At 63.2% G+C, this 21718-nt stretch carries 19 protein-coding genes; 7 read left to right on the top strand and 12 right to left on the bottom strand.

The annotated features are described in order from the left end of the window. Positions 1 to 34 precede the first annotated feature (34 nt). Together O3303_RS00675 and O3303_RS00680 are read right to left on the bottom strand one after the other, a co-directional pair. Entirely contained in the window at positions 35 to 1732 is a 1698-nt protein-coding gene (locus O3303_RS00675; RefSeq protein WP_269560144.1) for an ArnT family glycosyltransferase, read from the bottom strand. 6 nt (positions 1733 to 1738) lie between these two features. Continuing rightward, entirely contained in the window at positions 1739 to 2776 is a 1038-nt protein-coding gene (locus O3303_RS00680) for a GDP-mannose 4,6-dehydratase (RefSeq protein WP_269560145.1), read from the bottom strand. A gap of 155 nt (positions 2777 to 2931) precedes the next feature. Here O3303_RS00680 and O3303_RS00685 point away from each other — a divergent pair, with 155 nt between their 5' ends. From O3303_RS00685 to O3303_RS00695, 3 genes are all read left to right on the top strand, one after another. Further along, the gene (locus O3303_RS00685) at positions 2932 to 4605 is read left to right on the top strand and encodes an ArnT family glycosyltransferase (protein ID WP_269560146.1); all 1674 of its coding nucleotides are present in this window, start codon (positions 2932 to 2934) and stop codon (positions 4603 to 4605) included. A gap of 124 nt (positions 4606 to 4729) precedes the next feature. Then, a complete protein-coding gene (locus tag O3303_RS00690; RefSeq protein ID WP_269560147.1) occupies positions 4730 to 6841 on the top strand; it encodes a M13 family metallopeptidase in 2112 nt (703 codons plus the stop codon). A gap of 310 nt (positions 6842 to 7151) precedes the next feature. Beyond that, entirely contained in the window at positions 7152 to 7514 is a 363-nt protein-coding gene (locus O3303_RS00695; protein ID WP_269560148.1) for a hypothetical protein, read from the top strand. A 153-nt stretch (positions 7515 to 7667) separates the two neighbouring features. On the opposite strand, the gene O3303_RS00700 is transcribed toward O3303_RS00695, so the two are convergent. Both O3303_RS00700 and O3303_RS00705 read right to left on the bottom strand, forming a co-directional pair. Further along, positions 7668 to 8444: a peptidylprolyl isomerase gene (locus O3303_RS00700; RefSeq protein WP_269560149.1), complete on the bottom strand. Its 777-nt coding sequence runs from the start codon at positions 8442 to 8444 to the stop codon at positions 7668 to 7670. Between the two features lie 98 nt (positions 8445 to 8542). After that, complete coding sequence (locus tag O3303_RS00705; protein WP_269560150.1) at positions 8543 to 9820, bottom strand: zinc dependent phospholipase C family protein; 1278 nt, start codon at positions 9818 to 9820, stop codon at positions 8543 to 8545. A 225-nt stretch (positions 9821 to 10045) separates the two neighbouring features. Between O3303_RS00705 and O3303_RS00710 the strand changes: the two genes are divergently transcribed. After that, positions 10046 to 11080, top strand: coding sequence for a hypothetical protein (locus tag O3303_RS00710; RefSeq protein WP_269561938.1), 1035 nt, complete (start codon positions 10046 to 10048; stop codon positions 11078 to 11080). A gap of 168 nt (positions 11081 to 11248) precedes the next feature. Here the strand turns inward: O3303_RS00710 and O3303_RS00715 are convergent, their stop codons facing one another. Beyond that, complete coding sequence (locus O3303_RS00715) at positions 11249 to 13069, bottom strand: glycosyltransferase family protein (RefSeq protein WP_269560151.1); 1821 nt, start codon at positions 13067 to 13069, stop codon at positions 11249 to 11251. Between the two features lie 147 nt (positions 13070 to 13216). Further along, positions 13217 to 14512 (bottom strand): amidohydrolase family protein, encoded by a 1296-nt coding sequence (locus tag O3303_RS00720; protein ID WP_269560152.1) that lies wholly within the window; start codon positions 14510 to 14512, stop codon positions 13217 to 13219. A gap of 159 nt (positions 14513 to 14671) precedes the next feature. Between O3303_RS00720 and O3303_RS00725 the strand changes: the two genes are divergently transcribed. Beyond that, positions 14672 to 14923 carry an acyl-CoA-binding protein gene (locus tag O3303_RS00725; protein WP_269560153.1) on the top strand — a complete coding sequence of 84 codons (252 nt, stop codon included), beginning with the start codon at positions 14672 to 14674 and terminating at the stop codon, positions 14921 to 14923. Between the two features lie 160 nt (positions 14924 to 15083). Here O3303_RS00725 and O3303_RS00730 read toward each other — a convergent pair whose 3' ends face one another. Next, positions 15084 to 15311, bottom strand: a complete 228-nt coding sequence (locus O3303_RS00730) for a CDGSH iron-sulfur domain-containing protein (protein WP_269560154.1) — start codon at positions 15309 to 15311, stop codon at positions 15084 to 15086. Between the two features lie 107 nt (positions 15312 to 15418). Continuing rightward, positions 15419 to 15937, bottom strand: a complete 519-nt coding sequence (locus tag O3303_RS00735; protein ID WP_269560155.1) for a GNAT family N-acetyltransferase — start codon at positions 15935 to 15937, stop codon at positions 15419 to 15421. Between the two features lie 142 nt (positions 15938 to 16079). On the opposite strand from O3303_RS00735, the gene O3303_RS00740 reads away from it, so the two are divergent. Both O3303_RS00740 and O3303_RS00745 read left to right on the top strand, forming a co-directional pair. Further along, positions 16080 to 16778 carry a hypothetical protein gene (locus tag O3303_RS00740; protein ID WP_269560156.1) on the top strand — a complete coding sequence of 233 codons (699 nt, stop codon included), beginning with the start codon at positions 16080 to 16082 and terminating at the stop codon, positions 16776 to 16778. Positions 16779 to 17102: 324 nt separating this feature from the next. Then, positions 17103 to 17726, top strand: coding sequence for a deoxynucleoside kinase (locus tag O3303_RS00745; protein WP_269560157.1), 624 nt, complete (start codon positions 17103 to 17105; stop codon positions 17724 to 17726). Positions 17727 to 17833: 107 nt separating this feature from the next. On the opposite strand, the gene O3303_RS00750 is transcribed toward O3303_RS00745, so the two are convergent. The 4 genes from O3303_RS00750 to O3303_RS00765 form a co-directional block, all read right to left on the bottom strand. Next, the gene (locus O3303_RS00750) at positions 17834 to 18502 is read right to left on the bottom strand and encodes a DUF2461 domain-containing protein (protein WP_269560158.1); all 669 of its coding nucleotides are present in this window, start codon (positions 18500 to 18502) and stop codon (positions 17834 to 17836) included. A gap of 78 nt (positions 18503 to 18580) precedes the next feature. Then, positions 18581 to 19375, bottom strand: a complete 795-nt coding sequence (locus tag O3303_RS00755) for a DUF547 domain-containing protein (protein ID WP_269560159.1) — start codon at positions 19373 to 19375, stop codon at positions 18581 to 18583. Positions 19376 to 19680: 305 nt separating this feature from the next. Continuing rightward, positions 19681 to 20505, bottom strand: coding sequence for an MOSC domain-containing protein (locus O3303_RS00760; protein ID WP_269560160.1), 825 nt, complete (start codon positions 20503 to 20505; stop codon positions 19681 to 19683). Positions 20506 to 20633: 128 nt separating this feature from the next. Then, positions 20634 to 21590, bottom strand: a complete 957-nt coding sequence (locus O3303_RS00765) for a YitT family protein (protein ID WP_269560161.1) — start codon at positions 21588 to 21590, stop codon at positions 20634 to 20636. Positions 21591 to 21718: the final 128 nt, after the last annotated feature.

Raw genomic sequence — 21718 nt, forward strand, 5'->3', positions numbered from 1 at the left:
GACAACCAGCAACTGACAACCAGCAACTGATAACTTATTTCGGCTCCACGATGGTGACGTGCCAGAAGCCGCCCTTGCGGTTGCGGTCGAGGTAGAAGCTGTCGACGACGCGCAGGCGCATTTGGTCGCGCCATGCGGGGGGCAGTTGCCGGGCTATTTTCGAGCCGGTGAGCACGGCTATCGGGCGGGTTGGGCGCAGCAGCACCGAATCGGCGCTGCGGGGCCAGGAGGGGGCGGCGCGGCCGGCCCGCCACACTTCCTTCATGTGCAGCTCTTCCAGCGTGTACCAGGGCAGGCGGGCCAGCGCCGGGTTGCGCTGCAGGGCATCGGCGCGGCGCAGGCCCGGCTCGGCCTTGCGCTCCGACCACACTGCATGCGCCGGCAGGATCAGGGACACCAGCACCGCCATGGCCGTCAGCGCCACGCCCGTCACGAAGGCGGGCCGCACCACGTGGCGCAGTGCGCGGCCCAGCACTACGGCCAGCCCCCAGAACAACACTAGCGCGCAGCCGAACGGTGACGAGCTAATGCCAAAGCCCGGCAGGTTAGCCACGGCCATAGCCACCGGCACCAGTGCAAACAGCAGCGCCAGCAGGCCGGCCCAGATGCGGAGCAGCCGGGTTTCGGGCTGCAGCGTAGGTTGCTGGCGCAGGGCGGTTTCGAAGTGGCGCAGCAGCCCGGCCATCAGGATGGCCAGCGGCGGCATCAGGGGCAGCATATAGCGCTCCTTTTTCTCAGGCACGAGGCTCAGCAGCAGCAACGAGAGCAGCAGCCAGGCCAGCGCCGTAGTGTAGGGCACGTAGCGGCCGGCGCGGGGCCGCGCAAACCGCACGGCCAGCACTGCCACCGCCACCGGCGCCCAAATACCGGCAAACACCGCGAAGTTCCAGTAGTCCCAGAACGGGCGGGAGTGGCGCTCCACCCACGAGGTAGCCTCCAGCCGGGCCACGGCCAGCGCAGCCGGCGCCACCGTGTCCTGAATGGCGAGGTAGGCCGGCCAGGCCAGGCCCACCAGTAGCCCCAGCGCCGCCAGCAGCAGCAGGCCGCGCTGCCGGGCGGGCGTGAGCGAGCCGCGCTCCGGGTTCAGGCGCGGCACGCCGAAGGCCACCAGAAACGGCAGCAGCATGGCGTAGGGCGTTACGGGGCCTTTGCTGAGGATGGCGCCGCCCAGCAGTAGCCCGCTGAGCGCAAACCACCAGCCGCTGCCTTTGGCCGTATTCCAGGCCCGGGCCAGCGCCCAGAGCGTGCCCACCATCAGGCTGTTGGCGAAAATGTCCCAGTGGCCCTCGCGCCCGACCGTAATCATGAGCAGGCTGCTGGCCAGCACCAGCGCCCCTAGCCAGGCGGTGCGGCCCGGGGCCTCGGTTTCGCCGGGCAGCTGCCGGGTCAGCTCGCGGAGCAAGCCCCAGAAGAAAAACACGAGCAGCGTGGACATAACGGCCGCTGGCAGCCGCAGCAGCGCGGGGTTGGCGGGCTGCTGCGTGAGCTTGATGACGCCAGCCACGGCCCAGGTGGGCAGTGGCGGCTTGGCCAGGCGCAGCGCGCCGTTCATCGTCGGGATGAGCCAGGAGCCACCGGCGGCCATTTCGCGGGCGGCCACGAAGTTGCGGGCTTCCATCAGGTTCACCTCGGCCTGGCCCAGGTGCACAAAAAAAGAAAAGGCGCACACCAGCGCCACCAAAGCCACGCGCAGCCGCGGGCTCTCGAAATCAGCAAACAAACCAGTGGGCATCAGGAACTACGAACGGGGAGTGAGGGCAACCGGAGCCTGCCCGGCTGGCGCTAAGGTAGCCGGTTCAGCCGGGGCCACCTGCGTGTCAAGCCAGCCAACAAACTGGCGCAAGCCCTCGGCCAGGGTGGTGCGGGGCTGGTAGCCCAGCAGGCGCGCGGCCTTCTCGTTGTCGGCGTAGGTGATGTCGACGTCGCCGGCCTGAGCGGGCTGGAACTGCAGCACCGGCGCCACGCCCACGGCCAGCCCGATGGCGGCCACCAGCTCCAGCAGCGGCACGGGCTGGCTGTTGCCCAGGTTCACGGTTTCGTAGGCGCCGGGGTGGGCCAGCAGGTACTCCAGGCCGCGCACGATGCCGTCCACGGTGTCGGCCACGAAGGTGTAGTCGCGGGCCATACTGCCGTCGCCGTACACCGGAATGGGCTGGCCGGCCCGCAGCAGGCGCGCAAACTTATGGATGGCCAGATCGGGGCGCTGGCGCGGGCCATACACCGTGAAAAAGCGCGCATTCAGCACGCTCAGCTGATACAGATGATGATAGGTGAAGGTGAGGGCCTCGCCGGCCAGCTTGCTGGCGGCGTAGGGCGAGATGCTGCGCGCCAGTAGCGACTCGTCCTCCCGGAACGGCGTGCGGGGCGTGTTGCCATACACCGACGACGACGACGCAAACACCAGCGTCTTGACCTCCTGCTGCCGCATCCATTCCAGCAGGTGGGTGGTGCCCAGCACGTTGTTTTCCATGTAGGCGGCCGGCTCGCGCAGCGAGGGGCCTACCCCGGCCTTAGCCGCTAAGTGAACCACGGCTTCGTACGTAAACCCGGCCGGCAGTGCTGCCTGCAGCGCCGCCGCGCCCTGCCGCAAATCGGCCTGGCAGAAGCGAAAGTGCGGGTGCTGCCGCAGCGCCGCCAGATTACCTTCTTTAATCGACTGACTGTAAAATGGGTCGAAATTATCGACCCCCACGACGCGGTGACCATCGGCCAGGAGCCGCTCACAAAGGTGTGAGCCAATAAAGCCAGCCGAGCCGGTCACCAGTACTGTACGCATGCAGCAGCGATAGAATGAATGTGCCAAAGATCGGGAAGTTCGGCAACTAACGGATAGAACGCACGCCATTGCGGGTAGATGCTATTTCCGTAGCTGGCCGGTGCCTCGGCTAGGAATAGACGCAATGTCACGTTCTTTGTTTTAATTTTATTTTAATGAGTCAGCCCCTGCCTACGCCTGCCGGTACTTTTCCGTATTCCCGCTACTGGCTGTGGGGCTTTGTATTGCTGCTGGCTGTTAGTCTGTTAGCCGGCCTGAACGCCTGGGGGCCGCTGGAAAGCAGTGAGGCCCGATATGCCGAAATCGGGCGCGAAATGCTGGCCAGCCACGACTGGCTGCACCCGCGGCTGCTGGGAATCGGGCATTTTCATAAGCCGCCCTTCACGTATTGGCTCACGGCCGCCGGGCTGGCCCTGGCCGGCCCCACGGCGCTGGGCGTGCGCCTGCTGCCGGTGCTGGCCGTGCTGGCACAGGTGCTGCTGGTATACGGCCTGGGCAAGCTGTTTTTTGGCGGCGACCAGACCCGGGCCCGCACGGCGGCCATCATCTACGGCACGCTGCCAGTGGTGCTGGTGTCGGCCCTCAACGTCACGACCGATGCCTACCTGGCCACCCTGGAGCTGGCCGCCGCCTACGGCATCCTGCGCCACTACCACGACGGACGCTGGTGGGGCCTGTATCTGTTCTGGCTGGCACTGGGGCTGGCATTTCTCACGAAAGGTCCGGTGGGCTTCGTGCTGCCGCTGATGGCAGTGGTGGGGCACTACTTCCGGCGCGGGCAGGCGCCGCGACCTTTCACTAGGCATCACGCGCTGGGCATCGGGCTGTTTATACTGGTGGGGCTGAGCTGGTACCTGCTGCTGCTGCGCGAAAATCCGGCGTTCCTGCGCTACTTCGTGATTGGGCATACCCTCGACAGGTTTGCCCACGCCGAGGCTTTTGACCGGGCCAAGCCGTGGTGGTTTTACCTGGTGCTGGCCCCCGCCACCAGCCTGCCGTGGGCTGCACTGTTCATTGTGCAGGCCATCCGGACGGGCTGGGCCAGGCTGCCGCAAATATGGCGCAACGTGCTGGTGTTCTGGGTGCTGGTGCCATTGGTGTTCTTCTCGTTGTCGCAGTCCAAGCTGCTGTTGTACGTGCTGCCCATGTTCCCGGGCGTGGCGCTGCTCACGGCCTACTACCTGCACGTGCTACCCGAAACCGCCGCCCACCGCTGGTACCATGGCTTTGTGACGCTGTGGGTGTTGCTGCTGCTGGCGCTGGCCGGGCTGCCCGCCGTAGCTGAACTTCTGCAACTCACGCTGGCGCCTGCCGCTGCCCTGCTGCCGTTGGCTGGGCTGGTTGTGTTAACCCTGAGTGCGTGGCGCAGCCGAAAGCTGCCTTCGGCCATACGGCTGCTGCCAGTCGCGGCTGTTTTCACGGCTACGCTGGTGTTGGCCGCCAAGCCCGTTTTTCAGCAGAATGAAGCAAAATTCCACGGGACGCGGCCGGTGGCGGCGCTGCTACAGGAGCACGGCCTCGCCGATCGGCCGGTGCTGGTCTATAATGAGCTGCTGCCTTCGCTGGCGTTTGCGCAGGGTCGCGTGCCGATTTCACTCTATGCCGGCAACCACTACCTGCGGCGCGAAACGCAGTTCGAGCGGGATTCGCGCTGGCGCCAGACCAACCTGAGTGCCATCGATATGCCGCCGGCCCGCCTGGATTCGTTGCTACGGCTGCGGCCGGTGCTGCTGGTGCGGGATGAGGCGGCCGTGGGCGAAAACTGGCTGGGCCAGCGCTTCTCGCATCACCTCGATTTGCCACCGTGGCGCGTGTACTACGACTGGTAAACAGGCGGCTAACCCGGCCAAAACCAACCACTTCTTTGCCGCGTGCTATTGCGGGCGGCGCACCAATTGGCAGTTTCCGCTTACTTTGGTACCTGCAAACTGCCTTTCCACCAATCAAATTCCCATGAAAAACCGCAATACGCTGACCCTGGCAGCCCTGGCCGCCACCGGCCTGGCCCTGTCGGGCTGCGCCTCTGGCACGGCGCCCACGGCGGCTACCACCGCCCCGGCCACCACGGCATCCACCCCTACGGAAGCGCCCATCGTGCCCGGCATCGGCCTGAACGTAGCCAACCGCGACCTGTCGGTTTCGCCCTGCGACAACTTCTTTCAGTATGCTTCGGGCTCGTGGCTGAAAAACAACCCGATTCCGGCTGCTGAAACGCGCTGGGGCTCCTTCAACGAGCTGGCCGACAAGAACAACGCCGTGATGCGGCAGATTCTGGACGAAGCCTCGGCCAACACCTCGGCGGCCAAAGGCACCAACGCCCAGAAAGTTGGCGACTACTACGCCACGGCCATGGACTCGATGGCCATTGAGGCTGCCGGCCTCAAGTTCCTCAAGCCGGAGCTGGACCGCATCAACGGCATCAAAGACCTGAAAGGATTGCAGGGCGCCGTGGTACGGGCCCAGAAAATCCAGACCGGAGCCTTTTTCAACGGCTACGTTGGTCAGGACGACAAAATCAGCACCCAGTACGCCGTAAACCTGTATCAGGGCGGCCTAAGCCTGCCCGATCGGGACTACTACCTCAAGGACGATGCCCGCTCGAAAGGCATCCGCTCGGCCTACATGACCTATCTGGTCAACACGTTCAAGATGCTGGGCGAAAATGACGCCACGGCTGCCAAGAACGCCGCCACGGTGCTGCGCCTGGAAACGCGCATGGCCAAAGCCAGCAAGAGCCGCGTAGACCTGCGCGACCCGTACGCCAACTACAACAAGATGACGGTGGCGGCGGCCAACCAGCAGTTTCCGAACCTGAACCTGCCCGGTGTACTCCAGCAGATGGGCCTGGGCGCGGCCAAGGAGGTGATTGTGGGCCAGCCGGCTTTCTTCAAGGAGGTGAGTGCAATGATGAAGGCCGAGCCGCTGGCCGACCTCAAAACCTACATGCGCTGGCACCTGGTAACGTCGGTTTCGTCGGCGCTGCCTAAGGCGTATGCCGATGAGAGCTTCAAGTTCACGCAGGTACTGAGCGGGGCCAAGAAGCAGCAGCCCCGCTGGAAGCGCATGCTGCGCTCCACCGACGGCGCGCTGGGCGAGGCGTTCGGCCAGCTCTACGTAGACAAGGCCTTCACGCCCGAAGCCAAGCAGAAGGCCATGGCCATGGTCGACAACATCAAAGCTGCCCTCGCCGAGCACATTCAGCAGCTGGAATGGATGAGCCCCGCCACCAAGGTGGAAGCCATGAAGAAGCTGAACGCCTTCACCGTGAAAATCGGCTATCCGGATCAGTGGAAGGACTATTCAGCCCTCACCATCTCGCGGGAATCGTACCTGAAGAACGTGCTGGCCTCGCGCGAGTGGGCCATCAACGACAACGTGAAGAAGTTTGGTAAGCCGATTGACCGCAAGGAGTGGGGCATGACCCCGCCCACGGTGAATGCCTACTACAACCCGAGCATGAACGAAATCGTGTTTCCGGCCGGCATCATGCAGCCTCCGTTCTTCGACCCCAAGGCTGATGACGCGGTAAACTACGGCGGCATGGGCGCGGTTATTGGCCACGAAATCACGCACGGCTTCGACGACCAGGGCCGGCAGTACGACGCCGAGGGCAACCTGAAAGACTGGTGGACCAAGGAAGACGCCGAGAAGTTCGACGCCCGCGCTGCCATCGTCGGCAAGCAGTTCGATGCCTTCTCGCCGCTGGACTCGGTGTACGTGAACGGCAAGCTGACCATGGGCGAAAACCTCGCCGACCTAGGCGGCCTCAACATTGCCTACACCGCCCTGCAGAAGCAGCTGCAGAAGCAGTACGGCACCAATGAGCGGCCCAAGTACGACGGCCTGACGCCCGAGCAGCGCTTCTTCCTGGCCTACGCCCAGATCTGGCGCACCAACGCCCGGCCGGAGTACCTGCGCCAGCAGGTGATGACTGACCCGCACTCGCCGGCCCAGTTCCGCACCAACGGCCCGCTCATGAACATGCCCCAGTTCTACGAGGCCTTCGGCTGCAAGGAAGACGCCAAGATGGTGCGTGTGCAGACCGAGCGCGCCAAAATCTGGTAGGCTGAATGGCGTAATTGCTCAATGGTTGAATTGCTGAGAGGCGGCCCGCACAGCGCGGGCCGCCTTTTTCGTGTTTGGCAGCAACTGGCCCGACTGACCCGGTCTGAGCGGCGCAGCCGCGGCGACCGGTGGCCGCCAAACCGCCCCGGTCTCCGACCGGAGGATGCGCAGCAGCCATCCCGCCCCGCGCCGCCATGGGCCTATTGCCGGTCTGGAGACCGGCCCGGTTTTGGGCCACCGGTCGCCGCGGCTGCGCCGCTCAGACCGGGGCCAGCGCCCGGAATCTGGTGTACTTGCCTAACTTGCTGCCATGCTTAAGATGTTTCGTTTGCTGTTGTGGCTGCCGCTGCTGGCTGCCTGTTCCGGTTCTGAGAGTGTGCAGGAGCAGGTGGCCGACCCGCAGGTAGGCGACGTGTACGTGGTGCAGTTTCAGCCCCAGGGCAGTCCGGCCCCGCGCTACTACTTCTACCACCTGTTCCGGGTAGCGCCCGACAGCGTGTACCTGCACCCCGCCCGCCAGGACTCGCCCAGCCCCGACGCCGACCTGCGCCAGCTGGCCTTCGAGCCCACCCCCAAAACCATCGTCTACACCCGCGCCGAGCTGCGCGAGCTGCTTGAGCTCCAGCCCGGCGACGTCACGAAAAGCCATCTGATACAAGTGCGCCGGCCGTAGCGCGATTGTCGTGTGAGGTAGCTAAGTCCAAAAAGAACGTCATGCAGAGGCGCAGCCGAAGCATCTCGCCAGTATGGTAAATTGATTCTACCACACTAGCGAGGTGCTTCGGCTGCGCCTCTGCATGACGTTCTTTATTAACAGCAAACCACTTTATGGCAGTATCTCCACCCGGATGCCCACGTCCTTGAGGGGCCATTTGTAGGCGTCGACGGGCTCGTTGGCTATTTTATCGACGACGTCCAGGCCCTCGGTGATTTCGCCGAACACGGTGTACTTGCCATCCAGCGAGGGCACGCCGCCCATGGTGGCGTACACGCGCTGCTGCTCGGGCGTGAGGGGCCGGCCGGCCATGGCCTGGCTTTGGGCGGGCGTCATGGTGGAGCCCTGCACGAAGTAGAAATCGGTGCTGGAAGAGAGCTTGCCAGGGTTCTGCTCGTCGTCGTAGCGGGCCATGCCCAGGGCCCCGCGCCGGTGGAAGTGGGCGGGCCGGAACTCGGGCGGCAGCCGGTAGCGGTTCACCCGGATGGTGCGGTGCTCGGAGCGCCCGCCCTGGATGGCAAAGCCCTTCACGATGCGGTTGAACACGGTTTCATCGAACACGCCCCGGCGCGAAAGCAGCAGGAAGTTGGCTTTGTGGATGGGCGTATCGTCGTAGAGCTTCACCCGGATGGCGCCGTGGCGGGTGTGCAGCACCACGCCCGAGGCCGGATATTGCCGGCCGTAGGGCAGCAGCAGGGCCGCCGCGCTGCTGTCGGCCAGCGCCAGCAAGGCCGGGCCGGGCGTGGGCTTCTCGTTCGAGACGACCGGCGGCGCCGTTTCTTCCACGGGCTGCTGGCGGTTGCAGGCCGGCAGTGTCAGGCTGGCTGCGGCCAGCAGCAAAATGCCCGTCAAAGTGCCTTTTGGGGTCGAAAAAGGAAGGTGTAGCATAGCCGGAAGCAAGGCGGACAGCGGAAACAAAACAAAGGCGTCGGCCGGGCTCCGCACGGAACCTGGCCGACGCCAAAGGTAGCAGGGCCGCCGGTAGTCTACCAGCCCGAACCGGCCGGCGCGCCCCAGCCGTCGTCTTTCTGGGCGGCCTTCTTCTTGCGGTTCGGCTCCTTTTCCTTGGTTTTGGTGCTGCCGCCGTCCGCCGACTTGGTTTTGGTCTTCACCTTTTCCGGGCCCTTCCCGGCGGGCGCTGGGGCAGGCGTCGGGGTGGCGGCCGTGGCGGCTTTGGGCGCGGCAGCCGGCGCGGGGGCTACCGGCGGCGAAGTGGTTTCCAGCATCGGCGGCGCCATATCTTTGGCCGCGTTGATCTGGTCGGCCTGCACCACCACGGCCTGCTTCTGCATGGCCAGTAGCATTTGCTGGGGCACTAGGCCGTTGTCTTTCCAGATTTTCAGCTGCGCGTCCAGCGAGTCTTTGTCGGCTTTGTCGGGCTTGCGGCCCATCAGCTCGTTGAGGTTGGGGCTGCCGCCATCCTTCCACGCCGTCAGCCACAATGACGAGATGAACGTGGGGGCCAGCTTCAGGCGGAAAGCCACCATGCCGCCCACTTCCTTGTGGTAGGCATCGGCAAAGGCATCGGAGTAGAAGCGGCGGGTCTTGCCGAACTTATGCGAGAAGCTGTACTTGGTTTCGGGTGTAAACTGCCGGGTCACCTTCTCTTCCCGGTCGAAGGTTTCGCCCAGGAAGCCGTACGACTCCTGCAGCACCTTCCAGACGTCGTTGAGCGGCTCCTTCACGTATTTGGCCGACTCCGAATCCAGCTTGTACTCGGCAATGTGGCGCTCGGGCAGCTTGCTTTCCCAGAGCGAATGCATGCCGGCCTGGTTGGTAAGCTGACCGTCGTAGTTTTCGGTGGTGTGCAGCGGCACGTAGGCGTCGGCCACGTAGTGGCACAGCTCGGCCGAGAGCCGCACAATGGCCACGGTGTCGCGCTGCTTAAAGGCCGTTGTGAGCTGGTCTTTCACGTCGATGATGGTCCAGGGCACGGTGCCGTACTTGCGCAGGGTGTCGGCCGTGTATTTGGCCTCAGCTTTTTCCCAGGCCTTGGGCATGGCGCCGAAGGGGTTGTCGCCGAAGTGGTCGAGGTCGATGAAGTGCTTGCTGGCCTCCGTGGGGTCGGAGTCGCGCCGCTCGTCGGGGGACGTCGATAGGCGCACAATTTCCTTCATATGCCGGAAATAAAAGGCCTGCATGCTGGCCGGCAGGGCATACACGGAAATCTGCGCAATGGTGCGGTGCGCAAAAAAGCCCCAGCCCGGCGACGTAACCGGGACCAACAGCACCAGGCACAACAAAAGGAGAAACTGTTTTTTCATAGCGGAAGGGCAGGGCCGTGAGGTGGACCGCAGCGAAGTTAGCGGATTGACACCGGGAAGTCGTAACTCAGTGAGTGTTTGCGTGCTGGTTCTGCGTATAAGCAAAACTCACGTTCCCAAAACACAATACCTTGCCGGGCCGCCGCCGGCAAAGCCCCTGAATTTGTGCTGTTTCCAGTTGAAGCCGCCGCGCCTTCCGTCCCACCGTTCCAGCTCTGCCCGCCCGTGACGCTTATCACCAAAAAGAAAATCACCTACGCCATTCAGGAGCCGCTCCGAACCTACCTGCAGCACTACGACCGCGAAGCCACGCTGCCCGTCACGTACCAGGACCTCACGCGCAGCAGCGGCTCCTACCCGCTGGCCGACCGCCAGGGCCGCGACACGATGTGGGAAACCGTGTTCTACGAGCCCCAGACCCTGCGCGAGCTGGGAACCGGCTTGGCCGAGGTGTACGCCATCCTGAAAACGGCCGGCGACCTGAGCTTTACGGAGCACCTGCTGGCCGACCGGGTGGATTACTGCCGCTTTGGCAACTCCAACCCGTTTCGGGTGCGCATCGTCAACCAGCTCAACGACAACTACGACTACTTCTACGTGAAGCGCGCCGACGCCTCGCGTGTGTACGGCCTGGAGTTGGAGCACCTGCTCTCGCCCAACAGCCTCAACTACCTCGTTTTCGGCGATACCATCATCGAGGAGCATATTGTGGGCATTCCCGGCGACGACTTCATCCGCGACCGGTTGGCGGCCCCGCACCTCAACCAGGTGCGCATTGCCAAGGAGTTTGTGAAGTTCAACGAGCGGTGCTTTGCGCGGCTGCTGGGCGATATGCGGGCCTACAATTACGTCATCGACGTGACGCCCGACTTCGAAGATGAGCAGTACCGCGTGCGAGCCATCGACTTTGACCAGCAGTGCTACGAGGGCAAAAAGACCATGTACCTGCCTCAGTATTTCAAGGACAACCGGGCCGTGGTGCAGCTTTGCAGCCGCCTGCTCAACGCCGAAACCACCCGCCAGTACCAGACCGAGGAACGCGCCCTAATGGCCCGCCGGGCCCGTTCGGAGCGCTACCGCCTCAAAGACCTCATCGACTGCCTCCGCCGCGACGAGGTGTCGCCGCCGGAGAAGGTGGAGCAACTCAAGGAGCAGCTGGGCCTGCACCACCACACCGACCAGTTCCGCCGCTGCCGCTCCATGGGCGACATCGTGCGCCTCAATCTCAAGCTCATGCTGACGAAGGCGAAGAAGGAGTAGTTTTTGGTGATGAGGTAACGGGGTAACGGGTTAATGAAGAACGTCATTCCGAGCAGAGCGAGGAATCTCGCGTGCTGACGTAGGGACGACCCGAGTTACCACGCTGGCGAGATTCCTCGCTCTGCTCGGAATGACGTTCTTATTTTGTCACATGTCACCTGTCACCTGTCACCGCTCAAACGCCTCTACCCGCACTTCGTCGATGAGGATGCGCTGGGGGCCGTCGGCGTTCCAGAAGGCCACCCGGATGTTGTCGTAGGACTGGTTGCGCGGGGCCTGCAGGTCGAGGTAGACCTCGGCGGGCCAGTCTTGGCCGACTACGCGCTGCAGCCTGATAAAGCCTTCCTTCACCTTGTCGTCGCCCTGCCGGTAGCTGACCACCAACTGGGTCATTTTCCAGGTGTCCCATTCCTTCTGCACGCATTTGGCGCGGGCGCGCACCCGCACCCACTGCACGTCGTTCTGGAAGATATTGATGCGGTAATCGGGGCTGGACTGGTGGGTTTGGTCGAGGGCCAGCGAGCAGCGGCCCTGCAGCGCCGGCGTGCCGCAGCCGGCCGTGGTGTCCTGCTCGAAATCCGTGTGCCACAGCTCCCGCACGTTTTTGCGGTCGGAGTCATTCACCAGCTGGTCGGGGTTGTCGAGGAGCCAGAAGGTGGAAACCGGCACGGCGTTGCGGCCCACCACCTGCCAGAAAAACGACCGGGTCATGTCGCCGGCCGCAATCAGGCCGGAGCCGCCGTGGGCCTGGTGCGTCATCCAGAGGTTGTAGTAGATGCCAAGCAGCAGCAGCACGGCAAAGGCAGCCACGCGCACCCGCTGGGCGAGCAGCCAGCTCATGGCCGCGGCCATGGGCCAGGCCAGCACGGGGTAGCTCTGCACCATGGCCCGCTGCCCCAACGAGCCGCCATACCACCAGATGTCCCAGGCAAACGTGACGTAGATGAACAGCACCGAGTAAATCAGCATGGCCCAGAAAACCTCCGGGTAGCGCCGCCACAGCGCCCCGAAGCCCAACAGGGCCACGGCCATCAGCGGCGAGTAGGTCAGCCAGCCGCTGCGGAAGCTGAAGATACCGTCGTAGAGGTGGGGCCGCAGCCAGCTGAAGCTTTGGTCGCCGTAGCTATACACCAGCCAGCGCCCCGTAACGTAGTGCCAGTAGAGCGGCTGGATGCTGCCGATGGCCGCGCCAGCCAGGCCGGCCAGCAGCAGATGCGGCAGGTGCCGAAGCCAGAACGCCAGCCGGGCCGCCAACACCTGCCGGTCGGGCCGCAACCCCCACAGAATGGGAATCAGCGACGCCAGCACTTCGGTTGGGCGGGTCAGGGCCATCAGGCCGCACACCGCGCCGATGGCCAGGGCCCGGCCCAGCGTGGGCCGCTTGTAGAATGCCTGGGTGAGCAGAATCAGGCCCGCATACAGCGTAAACAGCCAGTTATGCGTCATGGCCGAGTCGATGGCGGCGTAGTTGAGGTAGTTGGAGCCCAGGGCCAGCACTACCAGCGTCAGGGCCGTGGCTTCCTCACTGAACCGCCGCCGCAGCGCATACCACACCAGCACAAAGCCCAGAATAGCCACCAGTTCCGCGCCTAGCTGCAAACTGAGCTGATACGGCGCCGAAAACCCGTCGGCCGGGTAGCCCAGCGTCTTGGCGGCCAGGTGGCCGGCCGCAAAAAAGGGTAGGCTTTGCACGGCCAGCCCCGCCGGATACTTCATCACCTGGTTGCCGCTGGTCGAGTCCAGGTAGGCCTGGTTCTGGTAGGGGTCGGGCGAGTATTTCTGGGTGATGGCCGGCAGGAAATCCAGCTTCTTCAGGTCGTGGTAGATAAACGTAGCCGGCAGATACATGTAGTACCCCGACGCGTCCCAGCTGATCAGGGCCTCGGTCTGGGGCTTGTTCCAGCGCGGGTAATACCAGAAGGAAGTCAGCAGGATAGAGGCGGAGCAAACCAGCAGCACCCAAAAGGAAAGAGACTTGCGAAGAGGCATTACGACAAAAGCTGGCCGATAGGCATGAGCCGGCAAATTGCTCAAAAATCGGCAGGATAAGCCCAGCCATCCGCAAATCAAGGCTGGTGGAAAACGGAGGTGTGGGCCAATTTTTCGCGTTTTGCCAGCTACTCGGCGGTAGAAAAATTACTCGCTGCGGTACACCACACCCTGCTTCATCACAAACCGCACGCGCTGCATGGCGTTGATATCCTGCACCGGGTCGCCGTCCACGGCCACCACGTCGGCTAGCTTGCCGGGCTCCAGCGTGCCCAGGCTGCTCGTCTGGCCCAGCAGCTCCGCCGCTGATACCGTGGCGCTGCGCAGGGCCTCCAGCGGCGGCATGCCGGCCTCCACCATGTAGCGGAACTCCAGCGCATTCACGCCGTGCCGGAACACGGCCGCATCCGTCCCGAAGGCAATCTTCACCCCGGCCTTGTAGGCCCGCCCAAACGTGCCTTGCAGCTTGGGCCCGATGGCCAGCGCCTTGGGCGTCACGAGGGCCGGGTAGTAGTTCGGGATTTTGGCCGAGTCGGCCACCGACTTGCCGGCCGTGATGGTGGGCACGTACCAGGTGCCGTATTTCTTCATCAGCTGCATGGTTTCGTCGTCCATGAGCGTGCCGTGCTCGATGCTGGTCACGCCGGCCCGGATGGCGCGCTTCATGCCCTCGGCGCCGTGGGCGTGGCAGGCCACGTTCAGGCCCAGGTCGCGGGCCGTCTGCACGATGGTGCGGATTTCCTCTTCCGTCATCTGGGCGCTGCTGCCGTCTTTGGCCACGCTCAGCACGCCGCCGGTGCTGGCAATCTTGATGAGGTCGGCGCCGCGCTTGTACTGCTCGCGCACGGCCTGCCGGCCCTGCTCAGGGCCGTTGGCCACGCCGTCGGTGGGGCCGGGTATGCCCATCAGGTCGAGGCGGTAGCCGTTGGTGGGGTCCATGTGGCCGCCGGTGCCCGATATGGCCTTGCCCGCCGTGAAGATGCGCGGCCCCACCACCTGCCCCCGGTTGATGGCGTTGCGCAGGGCAATGTTCACGCCCGAGCCGCCCAGGTCGCGCACCGTAGTAAAGCCCGAAAGCAGCGTCACGCGGGCGTGGTCGAGGGTGCCGAAGGCCACGTCGGCCGGGTTCTGGGTGAATTCCTTGAGGTACTGGTCTTTGCTGGTTTCACTTTCCAGGTGCACGTGGCAGTCGATGAGACCCGGCAGCACGGTGCGGTTTTTCAGGTCGATGACTTTATCGGTGGCGCTGGGGGGCGTGGTGTAGCCGCGTTCCACAGCCAGCACCAGGCCTTTTTCCACTACCAGCGTCATTTCGGTCTGGGCGCGGCCGTTGGACCGCATGTCCAGCAGGCGGCCGCAGTGCAGGTAGGTGCGCTGGGCCAGGGCGGTAGCAGGCAGCAGCAGGGTGGCAGCCAGCAGGCCGGGGAGTAGTTTTTTCAGCATAAGCGCAGAGCAAAAGGAGGGTGGGAGAGAAGGCTAGAAAGATACACGAAGAAAAAACGCTGCATGCCGCCTATTTTTCCGGCAATCCGTATCTTTTGCCACCGGTTCGGCACTTTGCGGCGCCAAACCCACCATTCCACCACTTCATCCCTCCAACTTATGGCCACTCCCGAAGAATTTGAAGCCGCCGCCGCCCGCAGCAAAGAGCTGCCCGCCAAGCCCGACAACTCAACCCTACTCAAGCTCTACGCCCTTTACAAGCAAGGCAGCGAAGGCGACGTTTCCGGCGACCGGCCGGGCGGCTTCGATTTCAAAGCCATTGCCAAATACGACGCCTGGGCCGGCGTGCGCGGCAAAAGCCAGGACGAAGCCCGCCAGGAATACGTGGACTTCGTGAACTCGCTGTTCTAAGCGGCAAGTCAGTTTAACACAAAACCGGCCCCGTTCCTTTAGCAGGAGCGGGGCCGGTTTTGCGTCTGGTATCGTCAAGTAGCGCGAACTTTGCAGTTCGTGACCCTGAACGATTACAGCGGCGCGAGGACGCGAACTACAAAGTTCGCGCTACTACCGGCTATACTTTCGGCGCGGGCAGGTCGAAGGCCTTGGCGTCGTGCTCGAAGTGGCCTTTGTGCGAACCGTCGCAGAAGGGCTTGTTGGCGGAGAGGCCGCAGCGGCAGATGCTGATCCGCTCCCGGCCGGCCAGGCCGTATGGCTGGCCCTGGGCGTCTACGAGTTCGAAATCGGTGCCCTCCACGCGGAGGGAGCCATTGCTGAGGACGGTGAGTTTGGTGGTTGCCATAGAGAAAAGGAATGTAGCATAGGCTTCAGCCTGTGCCGGGAAAAAAACTGAGAAAAAAAGCGGGGTTATCGGGCTGAGCTGGAGGGCGACGCAGGCTGAAGCCTGTGCTACAGCAGCTCCTTGCGCATTACGTAGTCGTTCATCCAGTAGGGGCCGATGGCAGTGTCTTCCTCGCGGTGCCGCACAAAGCCGGCGTGCTCGTAGAACGCCAGCGCGGGGTTGTGGCGGTTTACGTTGAGCTCCAGAATGTGGCCGCCTGCCGCCCGCACCGCCGTTTCCACGGCGCCCAGCAGCAGTTGCCCAAAGCCCTGGCCTTGGTTTGAGGGCAGGATATAGATCTTGTTGAGGTGATAGGCGCCGGGTAGCTCCTTGGCCGAATAGGAGGCGAAGCCGCCCGGCTGCTGCTCGGCATCCAGCAGCAGCAGAAACTGGTGGCCCTGCTCGGTCATCTGGCGCTGCAGCGAGGCCGGCGTGTAAATCACGCGGTACATGTAGTCGATCTGCTCTTTCGAGATGATGAAGCGGTAGGTGGGTTCCCAGGTGGCTTCAGCCAGCTCAACGATGGTAGGAATGTCGGCCGTAGTGGCCGCCCGGATGGTAGCAGAAGTAGGTTCAACGCGTGACATAGGCCGCAAAAACGGCATTATTTCACGGAAAACCGAACCCAAAACGGTCGGCCACTCGTTTTTGGGCCAGAAGTTGCCTGTTGTGGCATACGGCTACGCTGCTGGTCAGCGTTGCTGATATTCTCCCGTTTTTCCCATCCTCATGAAACCACTTTCCCTCTTGCTAGCGGCTGTGTTCCTGTCGGCTTCGGCCGCGCTGGCCCAGCAAACGCCCGCCCCGAAAGCGCCGGCTACCAAGGCTCCGGCTGCCAAAACTACCCCCAGCACTACCCGGACTACGGCCAGCAGCACGGCCTCAGCCGTGGAGCGCGACCTGCGCATCTTCTCCGACTGGGTGAGCGACAACGTAACCCGCGTGGCCGACGATATTGCCCGCGAAACGCCCCGCGTTACGGAGGAATTCGACCGTCAGAGCAAGCGCATCGACAAGGCCGTGGACAGCCTCACGGTGGAAGGCAAGCGCGAATACGACATCCAGAAGAAGCGCTACGGCTCGTGGCAGTCCCGCCAGGACAGCCTTGACCGCGCCGCCCGCACCCCTGAAACTGCGCAGCAGTCCCAGAATAAGCTACTGGGCGAAAACGCGTCCATCAGCCGGGCCCGTGCCACCGAGCTGCCCGACCTCTACAGCCGCTTCATTGAGGCCACCCGTACCCAGCGCCGCCAGTGGACCGCCGCCGACTGGAGCAACGCCTCCGCCGTGCTGGGCCGCCTGAACGCCCGCTACGAGCAGGTACGCGAGCAGCTGCCGCTGGAAGAGCGGGTCCGCATCCGCTCGTGGCAGGGCGAGTTCCGCACCTTGGAAAAGGCCCGCGACGTGAAAGGCGTAATGGCCGAGTAACACTCACCGATCCTCGTAACCGCAACCCCGGCAACGTACTATGGCAGTGCGGTGCCGGGGTTGTTGCTGTTTGGGCTGGTAGGCTACAGGTAGGTAAGCAGCCACTCGTAGGCGGAATCGGCATCGTATAAAAGCCGGATGGCCACGTGCGGGCGGATGCGGGTAAAGAATTCCAGCGCCGCCAGTTGGTTGTGCATGTCGGGTGAGAAAACGTAGGCGAAGGCCCGCATGCCGTGAACCTATCTGCTTCCGACTTGCGGCGGGTTGTGTACTTTTGTGGTTCGGGCCGGGCCAAGGCGGCTGGCCGCCTTTTCTATCAGACGTATGCACATTGCCATCGTCGGCAACATTGGGGCCGGCAAAACCACGCTGGCCAACAAGCTGGCCCACCATTTCAACTGGGAAGTATTCCTGGAGGACGTCGACCACAATCCGTACCTGAAGGATTTTTACGATGATATGCCGCGCTGGGCATTTCATCTGCAGGTGTACTTCCTCAACAGCCGCTTCCGCCAGACCCAGCAGATCAAGAAGCTGCAGGCAGCCAGCAAGGGCGTCATCCAGGACCGCACCATCTACGAGGATGCCCACATCTTCGCGGCCAACCTGCACCAGTCCAGCCTGATGACGGAGCGCGACTACCGCAACTACCTGGGGCTGTTCGAGTCGATGGTGAGCATGGTGGACCCTCCGGACCTGCTGCTCTACCTGCGCGCCGACCTGCCCAAGCTGGTGCAGCAGATCGAGCGCCGCAACCGCGACTACGAAAACAACATCAAGATCGACTACCTCAAGCACCTCAACGAGCACTACGAGGAGTGGATCAGCAGCTACAAGCACGGCAAGCTGCTCATCATCGACGTCAACAATCTCGACTACGTCAACAACCCCGAAGACCTGAGCGTCATCATCGAAAGCATCAACAGCACCCTGTTTGGGCTGTTTTAGAGCTTAGGGAACAGCGCTTGGTGCCTAGGGCTTAGGGTATAAGTGAAAGGCCCCGCCGTAACCCGGCGGGGCCTTTCACTTATACCCTAAGCCCTAAGCCCCAAGCCCTAACTCTTCATGGCTTCATTGAGGAAGCGTACGAACGGCTGGGCGGCACGCCAGGATTCCAGTACGCGGGCCGGAAAATCGGGGCTTATTACCTCCGCATCGGGGATGGCGCGCCACACAAAGAAGCGCTTGAGGCGCAGCCACTCAATATCGGGGTCGAGCCGGTCGTAGCCTTTGGGGGCGGTTTTGAGGGCGTCGCTGGGGTCGAGGCCGGCCGGGAAGTGGCGCTTGAATTCGGGGTCTTGGAGCAAAGCATGAAACGCCGGGCCGTTGTAGTGAATTTCCTGGCGGAGGCGGGCCAGCTGCTGCGGCTCGGGCTCCCAGCGCCCGGCCCCCACGTACGACTCGCCGCCCGGCTCCAGCACCACGTAGTAGCCGGCCCAGGGGCTGTGGCGGCCGCCGGGCTTGAGGCCGGCGCTCATGTGGCGCTTGTAGGTTTCGGGGTCGCGCTGCGAACGGTCGTTTTTGTGCAGGCGGTACATCACCTCGGCCGGCGTGAGGCCGCGGGTTTCGGGCTCGAACTGCTGCAGGCCGTCGAGCAGCGTGCGGAGCAGGGCCATGAATTCGGTGCGGGCCTGCTGGTAGTCGGCCCGGTGCTCGTCCATCCAGGCTTTGTGGTTGTGGGTGGCCAGCTCGCGCAGAAACGCTAGCACCAGTGCTCGGTCCATGGGGCAGAAATAAGTGAAAAGCTACCCCTGATACGACAGGCCGGCTTTTCAGATGCTTCCGCGGGCGTGGTTTGTGGCCTATTTGCGCAAGGCCTGCGTCGTCGACAGCGGCTGTCGGTCGTTGAGGGCCCAGCTAAAGGGCAGGAAATCAACCGGGGCGGTGGCCGCCACGGGCATGTGGGCGTAGCGGTTGATGAACTCCAGCAGCTGCGGTCCGCTCCCGAACTCGGTAGCGTAGAAACTGAACAGGCCGGACAGCTGGAGTTGGGGCCCCGCGAGGGTATTGCGGCTGGGGTCATTGAGGAAGTGGCGGGTTTGCCGCTCCAGCTGCTGCGGCAGCTGTCCGCCGTCGTAGGCCTCGGGCAGCAACTGCGGCCCCGAAACCGCGCCCTGCACCAGCGCAAAGTGCAGGCGCGGGTCGTGGAAGCGCGCCGTCAGTTTTTCGCGCTCAATCTGATTGAGCGAGTACTGCTGGCCGCCTACCTCCACGCTGGGCGCTTCCCACAACGAATGCACCTTGCCTTTCAGCCGAATATCGTTGACGTTGCTGAGCGGGTAATACTGCAGCACCAGGTACACCGTGGCGGCATTGTAGATATTGATCCAGTAGGCCTCCTGGTCGGCAGCTGACCAGCCAGCCGCTTCGGGCGACACTTTGCGCTGGGCCAGCAGGTAGTCGAGCAGCCGGTCTTCCTGCTCCAGCAGGCCCTGGTAGTTCACCAGCCCCTCGGGCGTTACGTACTGGTGCAGCAGCTCGTCCCAGGGGGCGTGCAGCTGGGCGCTGGAAAGCGTTTGGGCCACGCCAGCCAGGGGAAAGCTACCCGCAAAAAACAGAAGCAGAACGACAACCCGGCCGGCAAGCGTACGCGTCATAGAGAAAGAGTAAGTGGGAAAACAACAGGTGTGCAGCCCGAAGGCCAGCCAGCATGCAGCCATGCCGGGTAGTGCAGATTGTAGCGCGGGAGGGTATTATGACGGTATTGTAATCAGACGACGTAGCGAAACAAGTCTGCCTGATCTTCTTAAAACACAAGAAAAAGCGTAAGAATTAGCAAATGTACATATTTCAAGGATATGTACAAACTGCTGAAAATAGTCTGATAACTGAACGGCATTGTGCTGCCCCGTTGCTGCCCGAAAAGGCTGTGGCAGCAAATCAGGCAATAAGGCTGGCTGGCTTATTTCAGGCTTGATACCTGCAGCGCATAACCCACACGGAGCAGGCCGCGGCCGCGGCCGGTTACATTTTGCCCGAACATCACCTTGCTGCCTTGGGTGCGGTAGGTGGCCAGCGTGCGCAGCGGCTCACCTGCGGCATTTTTCTCGGCCGACTGCTGGTCGATGGTGGTGAGCACGCACCGGCCGCAGGCGCGCACGGCCCGAAATGGTACGTCGCCGACCTGGAATTCGGCCCAGGTATCTTCCTCGAACGGGGCACCGCCGCTGAACACGAGGTTGGGCCGGAACCGGTCCATGGGCACGGGCTCGGCGAGGCGGCCGTTGAGCTCGTCGAGGGCGCTCTGGCCGATGAGCAGAAAGGGGTAGCCGTCGGCGAAGCTCACCAGCTGACCTTCGGGGTTATGTTCGGGCTCCACGTCGCGGCGCACCATATCCGACATGTACACCAGCTTGCAGGGGCGGCCCAGCGCCTCGCTCACCCATTCGTCGGCGGCGCGGGTGCCGCGCCAGGCAAACACCATATCGTCCCAGATGGTCACGAACAGCGTGCGCTCGGGCGTGGCCTCGAAGGGCACGTACAGCGGCAGTAAATCGGGCCGTTGGGCGTGCGTGAGCAAGAAGCCGTTGTAGGCCGGCGCCACCCGCAGCAGGGCCATATCGGGCGTCTGGCGCTGGGTCATGAACTGGTTCTGGGCATCAACCAGCAGCCAGCGCCGGTCGTGGCGCAGGCCGCGGGGCGTCACTTCGGCCTGGGTGACCCGAATGCCGCCCAGCGACTTGACGGGGTAGATATAAAGGTCTTGCAGGAGGAGCGGTGCGGCCATGCGGCAAAGGTAGGCGTGAAACGCTGAGGTAAAAGTCCGTTTTGCCAAACGTAGCAGCTCAACATAACGGCTTTACCACGCTGGCGAGATGCTTCGGCTGCGCCTCTGCATGACGTTCAGTACTGTTTCTAGTGCAAAGGCCGCTTCTTGATCATGCCGCCCTTGGTGTCTTTCACGCTGTGCATGACAATGAAGGCCTGCCGGTCAATCTGGTCGATTTCGCCCTTGAGGCGCGAGAGTTCCAAGCGGGTGACGACGGTAAACACGATTTCGACGGGGTTAGGCTGGTCGCCGTGGGTGCCGTAGCCGCGCTTGCCCATGTACACGGTGGCGCCGCGGCCCAGTTTCTCGGTAATCATGCGCCGGATGGCATCGGAGCGGCCCGAAATGATGGTGACGCCGGTGTATTCCTCGATGCCGTCAATCAGGAAGTCAATGGTTTTGGCGGCCGAAAGATAGGCCAGAATGGAATACAACGCCGTTTCGATGGATAGCACATAGGCCGCCACGGCGAAGATGCCAATGTTGAAAAGCAGGATAATGTCGCCGACGGTGAGGCTGGTTTTCTTGCTCAGGAACACGGCCAGGATTTCGGTGCCGTCGAGCACGCCGCCGCCGCGCATAGCCAGCCCGATGCCCGCCCCGAGGAAGAAGCCTCCAAACACGGAAATCAGCAGCTTATCCTGCGTCAGGGTGGGAAACGATACTACCAGCAGCACTGCGGCCAGGGCCAGGATGGCGCACAGCGACTTGAAGGCCAATGTGCGGTCCATCTGGAAGTAGGCCATAATGATGAACGGCGCGTTGATGACGATAATCAGCAACGACAAAGGCAGGCCAGTGAGCTGGCGCACCAGCAGCGAAATGCCCGTCACGCCGCCGTCGATGAAGTCGTTGGGCAGCAGAAAGGCCTTAAGGCCGAATGCGGCCGACAGCACCCCCAGCGCCAGATACATGGCGCTGAACAGGTGGTGCCGGAACCAGCGGCGGGCGGCGGCGGCCGTGCGGCGCGGCCGGCGTTTCAGGGGGCGTTTCGGTTTGCCCAGCGGGGTGTCGGGGGTGGTCTTATTGCGCAGTTTATCCAAGAAAATAAGTTGAGGTATGAGCATACAAATCAGGGTGAAGCGTCCTTTATCATACGCCCCTGGTGCCTAAACGTTGAAAAATCAGGCAAGTGCGCCGGCTTTGGCCCGGATTTTGGGAACGGCCGCCA

Source organism: Hymenobacter canadensis (assembly GCF_027359925.1).
Lineage (GTDB): Bacteria > Bacteroidota > Bacteroidia > Cytophagales > Hymenobacteraceae > Hymenobacter > Hymenobacter canadensis.

Bases quoted from the DNA above. Each gene is read 5' to 3' on its own strand.
- O3303_RS00675 (WP_269560144.1), bottom strand. From the start codon at position 1,732: ATGCCCACTGGTTTGTTTGCTGATTTCGAGAGCCCGCGGCTGCGCGTG.
- O3303_RS00680 (WP_269560145.1), bottom strand. From the start codon at position 2,776: ATGCGTACAGTACTGGTGACCGGCTCGGCTGGCTTTATTGGCTCACAC.
- O3303_RS00685 (WP_269560146.1), top strand. From the start codon at position 2,932: ATGAGTCAGCCCCTGCCTACGCCTGCCGGTACTTTTCCGTATTCCCGC.
- O3303_RS00690 (WP_269560147.1), top strand. From the start codon at position 4,730: ATGAAAAACCGCAATACGCTGACCCTGGCAGCCCTGGCCGCCACCGGC.
- O3303_RS00695 (WP_269560148.1), top strand. From the start codon at position 7,152: ATGCTTAAGATGTTTCGTTTGCTGTTGTGGCTGCCGCTGCTGGCTGCC.
- O3303_RS00700 (WP_269560149.1), bottom strand. From the start codon at position 8,444: ATGCTACACCTTCCTTTTTCGACCCCAAAAGGCACTTTGACGGGCATT.
- O3303_RS00705 (WP_269560150.1), bottom strand. From the start codon at position 9,820: ATGAAAAAACAGTTTCTCCTTTTGTTGTGCCTGGTGCTGTTGGTCCCG.
- O3303_RS00715 (WP_269560151.1), bottom strand. From the start codon at position 13,069: ATGCCTCTTCGCAAGTCTCTTTCCTTTTGGGTGCTGCTGGTTTGCTCC.
- O3303_RS00720 (WP_269560152.1), bottom strand. From the start codon at position 14,512: ATGCTGAAAAAACTACTCCCCGGCCTGCTGGCTGCCACCCTGCTGCTG.
- O3303_RS00725 (WP_269560153.1), top strand. From the start codon at position 14,672: ATGGCCACTCCCGAAGAATTTGAAGCCGCCGCCGCCCGCAGCAAAGAG.
- O3303_RS00730 (WP_269560154.1), bottom strand. From the start codon at position 15,311: ATGGCAACCACCAAACTCACCGTCCTCAGCAATGGCTCCCTCCGCGTG.
- O3303_RS00735 (WP_269560155.1), bottom strand. From the start codon at position 15,937: ATGTCACGCGTTGAACCTACTTCTGCTACCATCCGGGCGGCCACTACG.
- O3303_RS00740 (WP_269560156.1), top strand. From the start codon at position 16,080: ATGAAACCACTTTCCCTCTTGCTAGCGGCTGTGTTCCTGTCGGCTTCG.
- O3303_RS00745 (WP_269560157.1), top strand. From the start codon at position 17,103: ATGCACATTGCCATCGTCGGCAACATTGGGGCCGGCAAAACCACGCTG.
- O3303_RS00750 (WP_269560158.1), bottom strand. From the start codon at position 18,502: ATGGACCGAGCACTGGTGCTAGCGTTTCTGCGCGAGCTGGCCACCCAC.
- O3303_RS00755 (WP_269560159.1), bottom strand. From the start codon at position 19,375: ATGACGCGTACGCTTGCCGGCCGGGTTGTCGTTCTGCTTCTGTTTTTT.
- O3303_RS00760 (WP_269560160.1), bottom strand. From the start codon at position 20,505: ATGGCCGCACCGCTCCTCCTGCAAGACCTTTATATCTACCCCGTCAAG.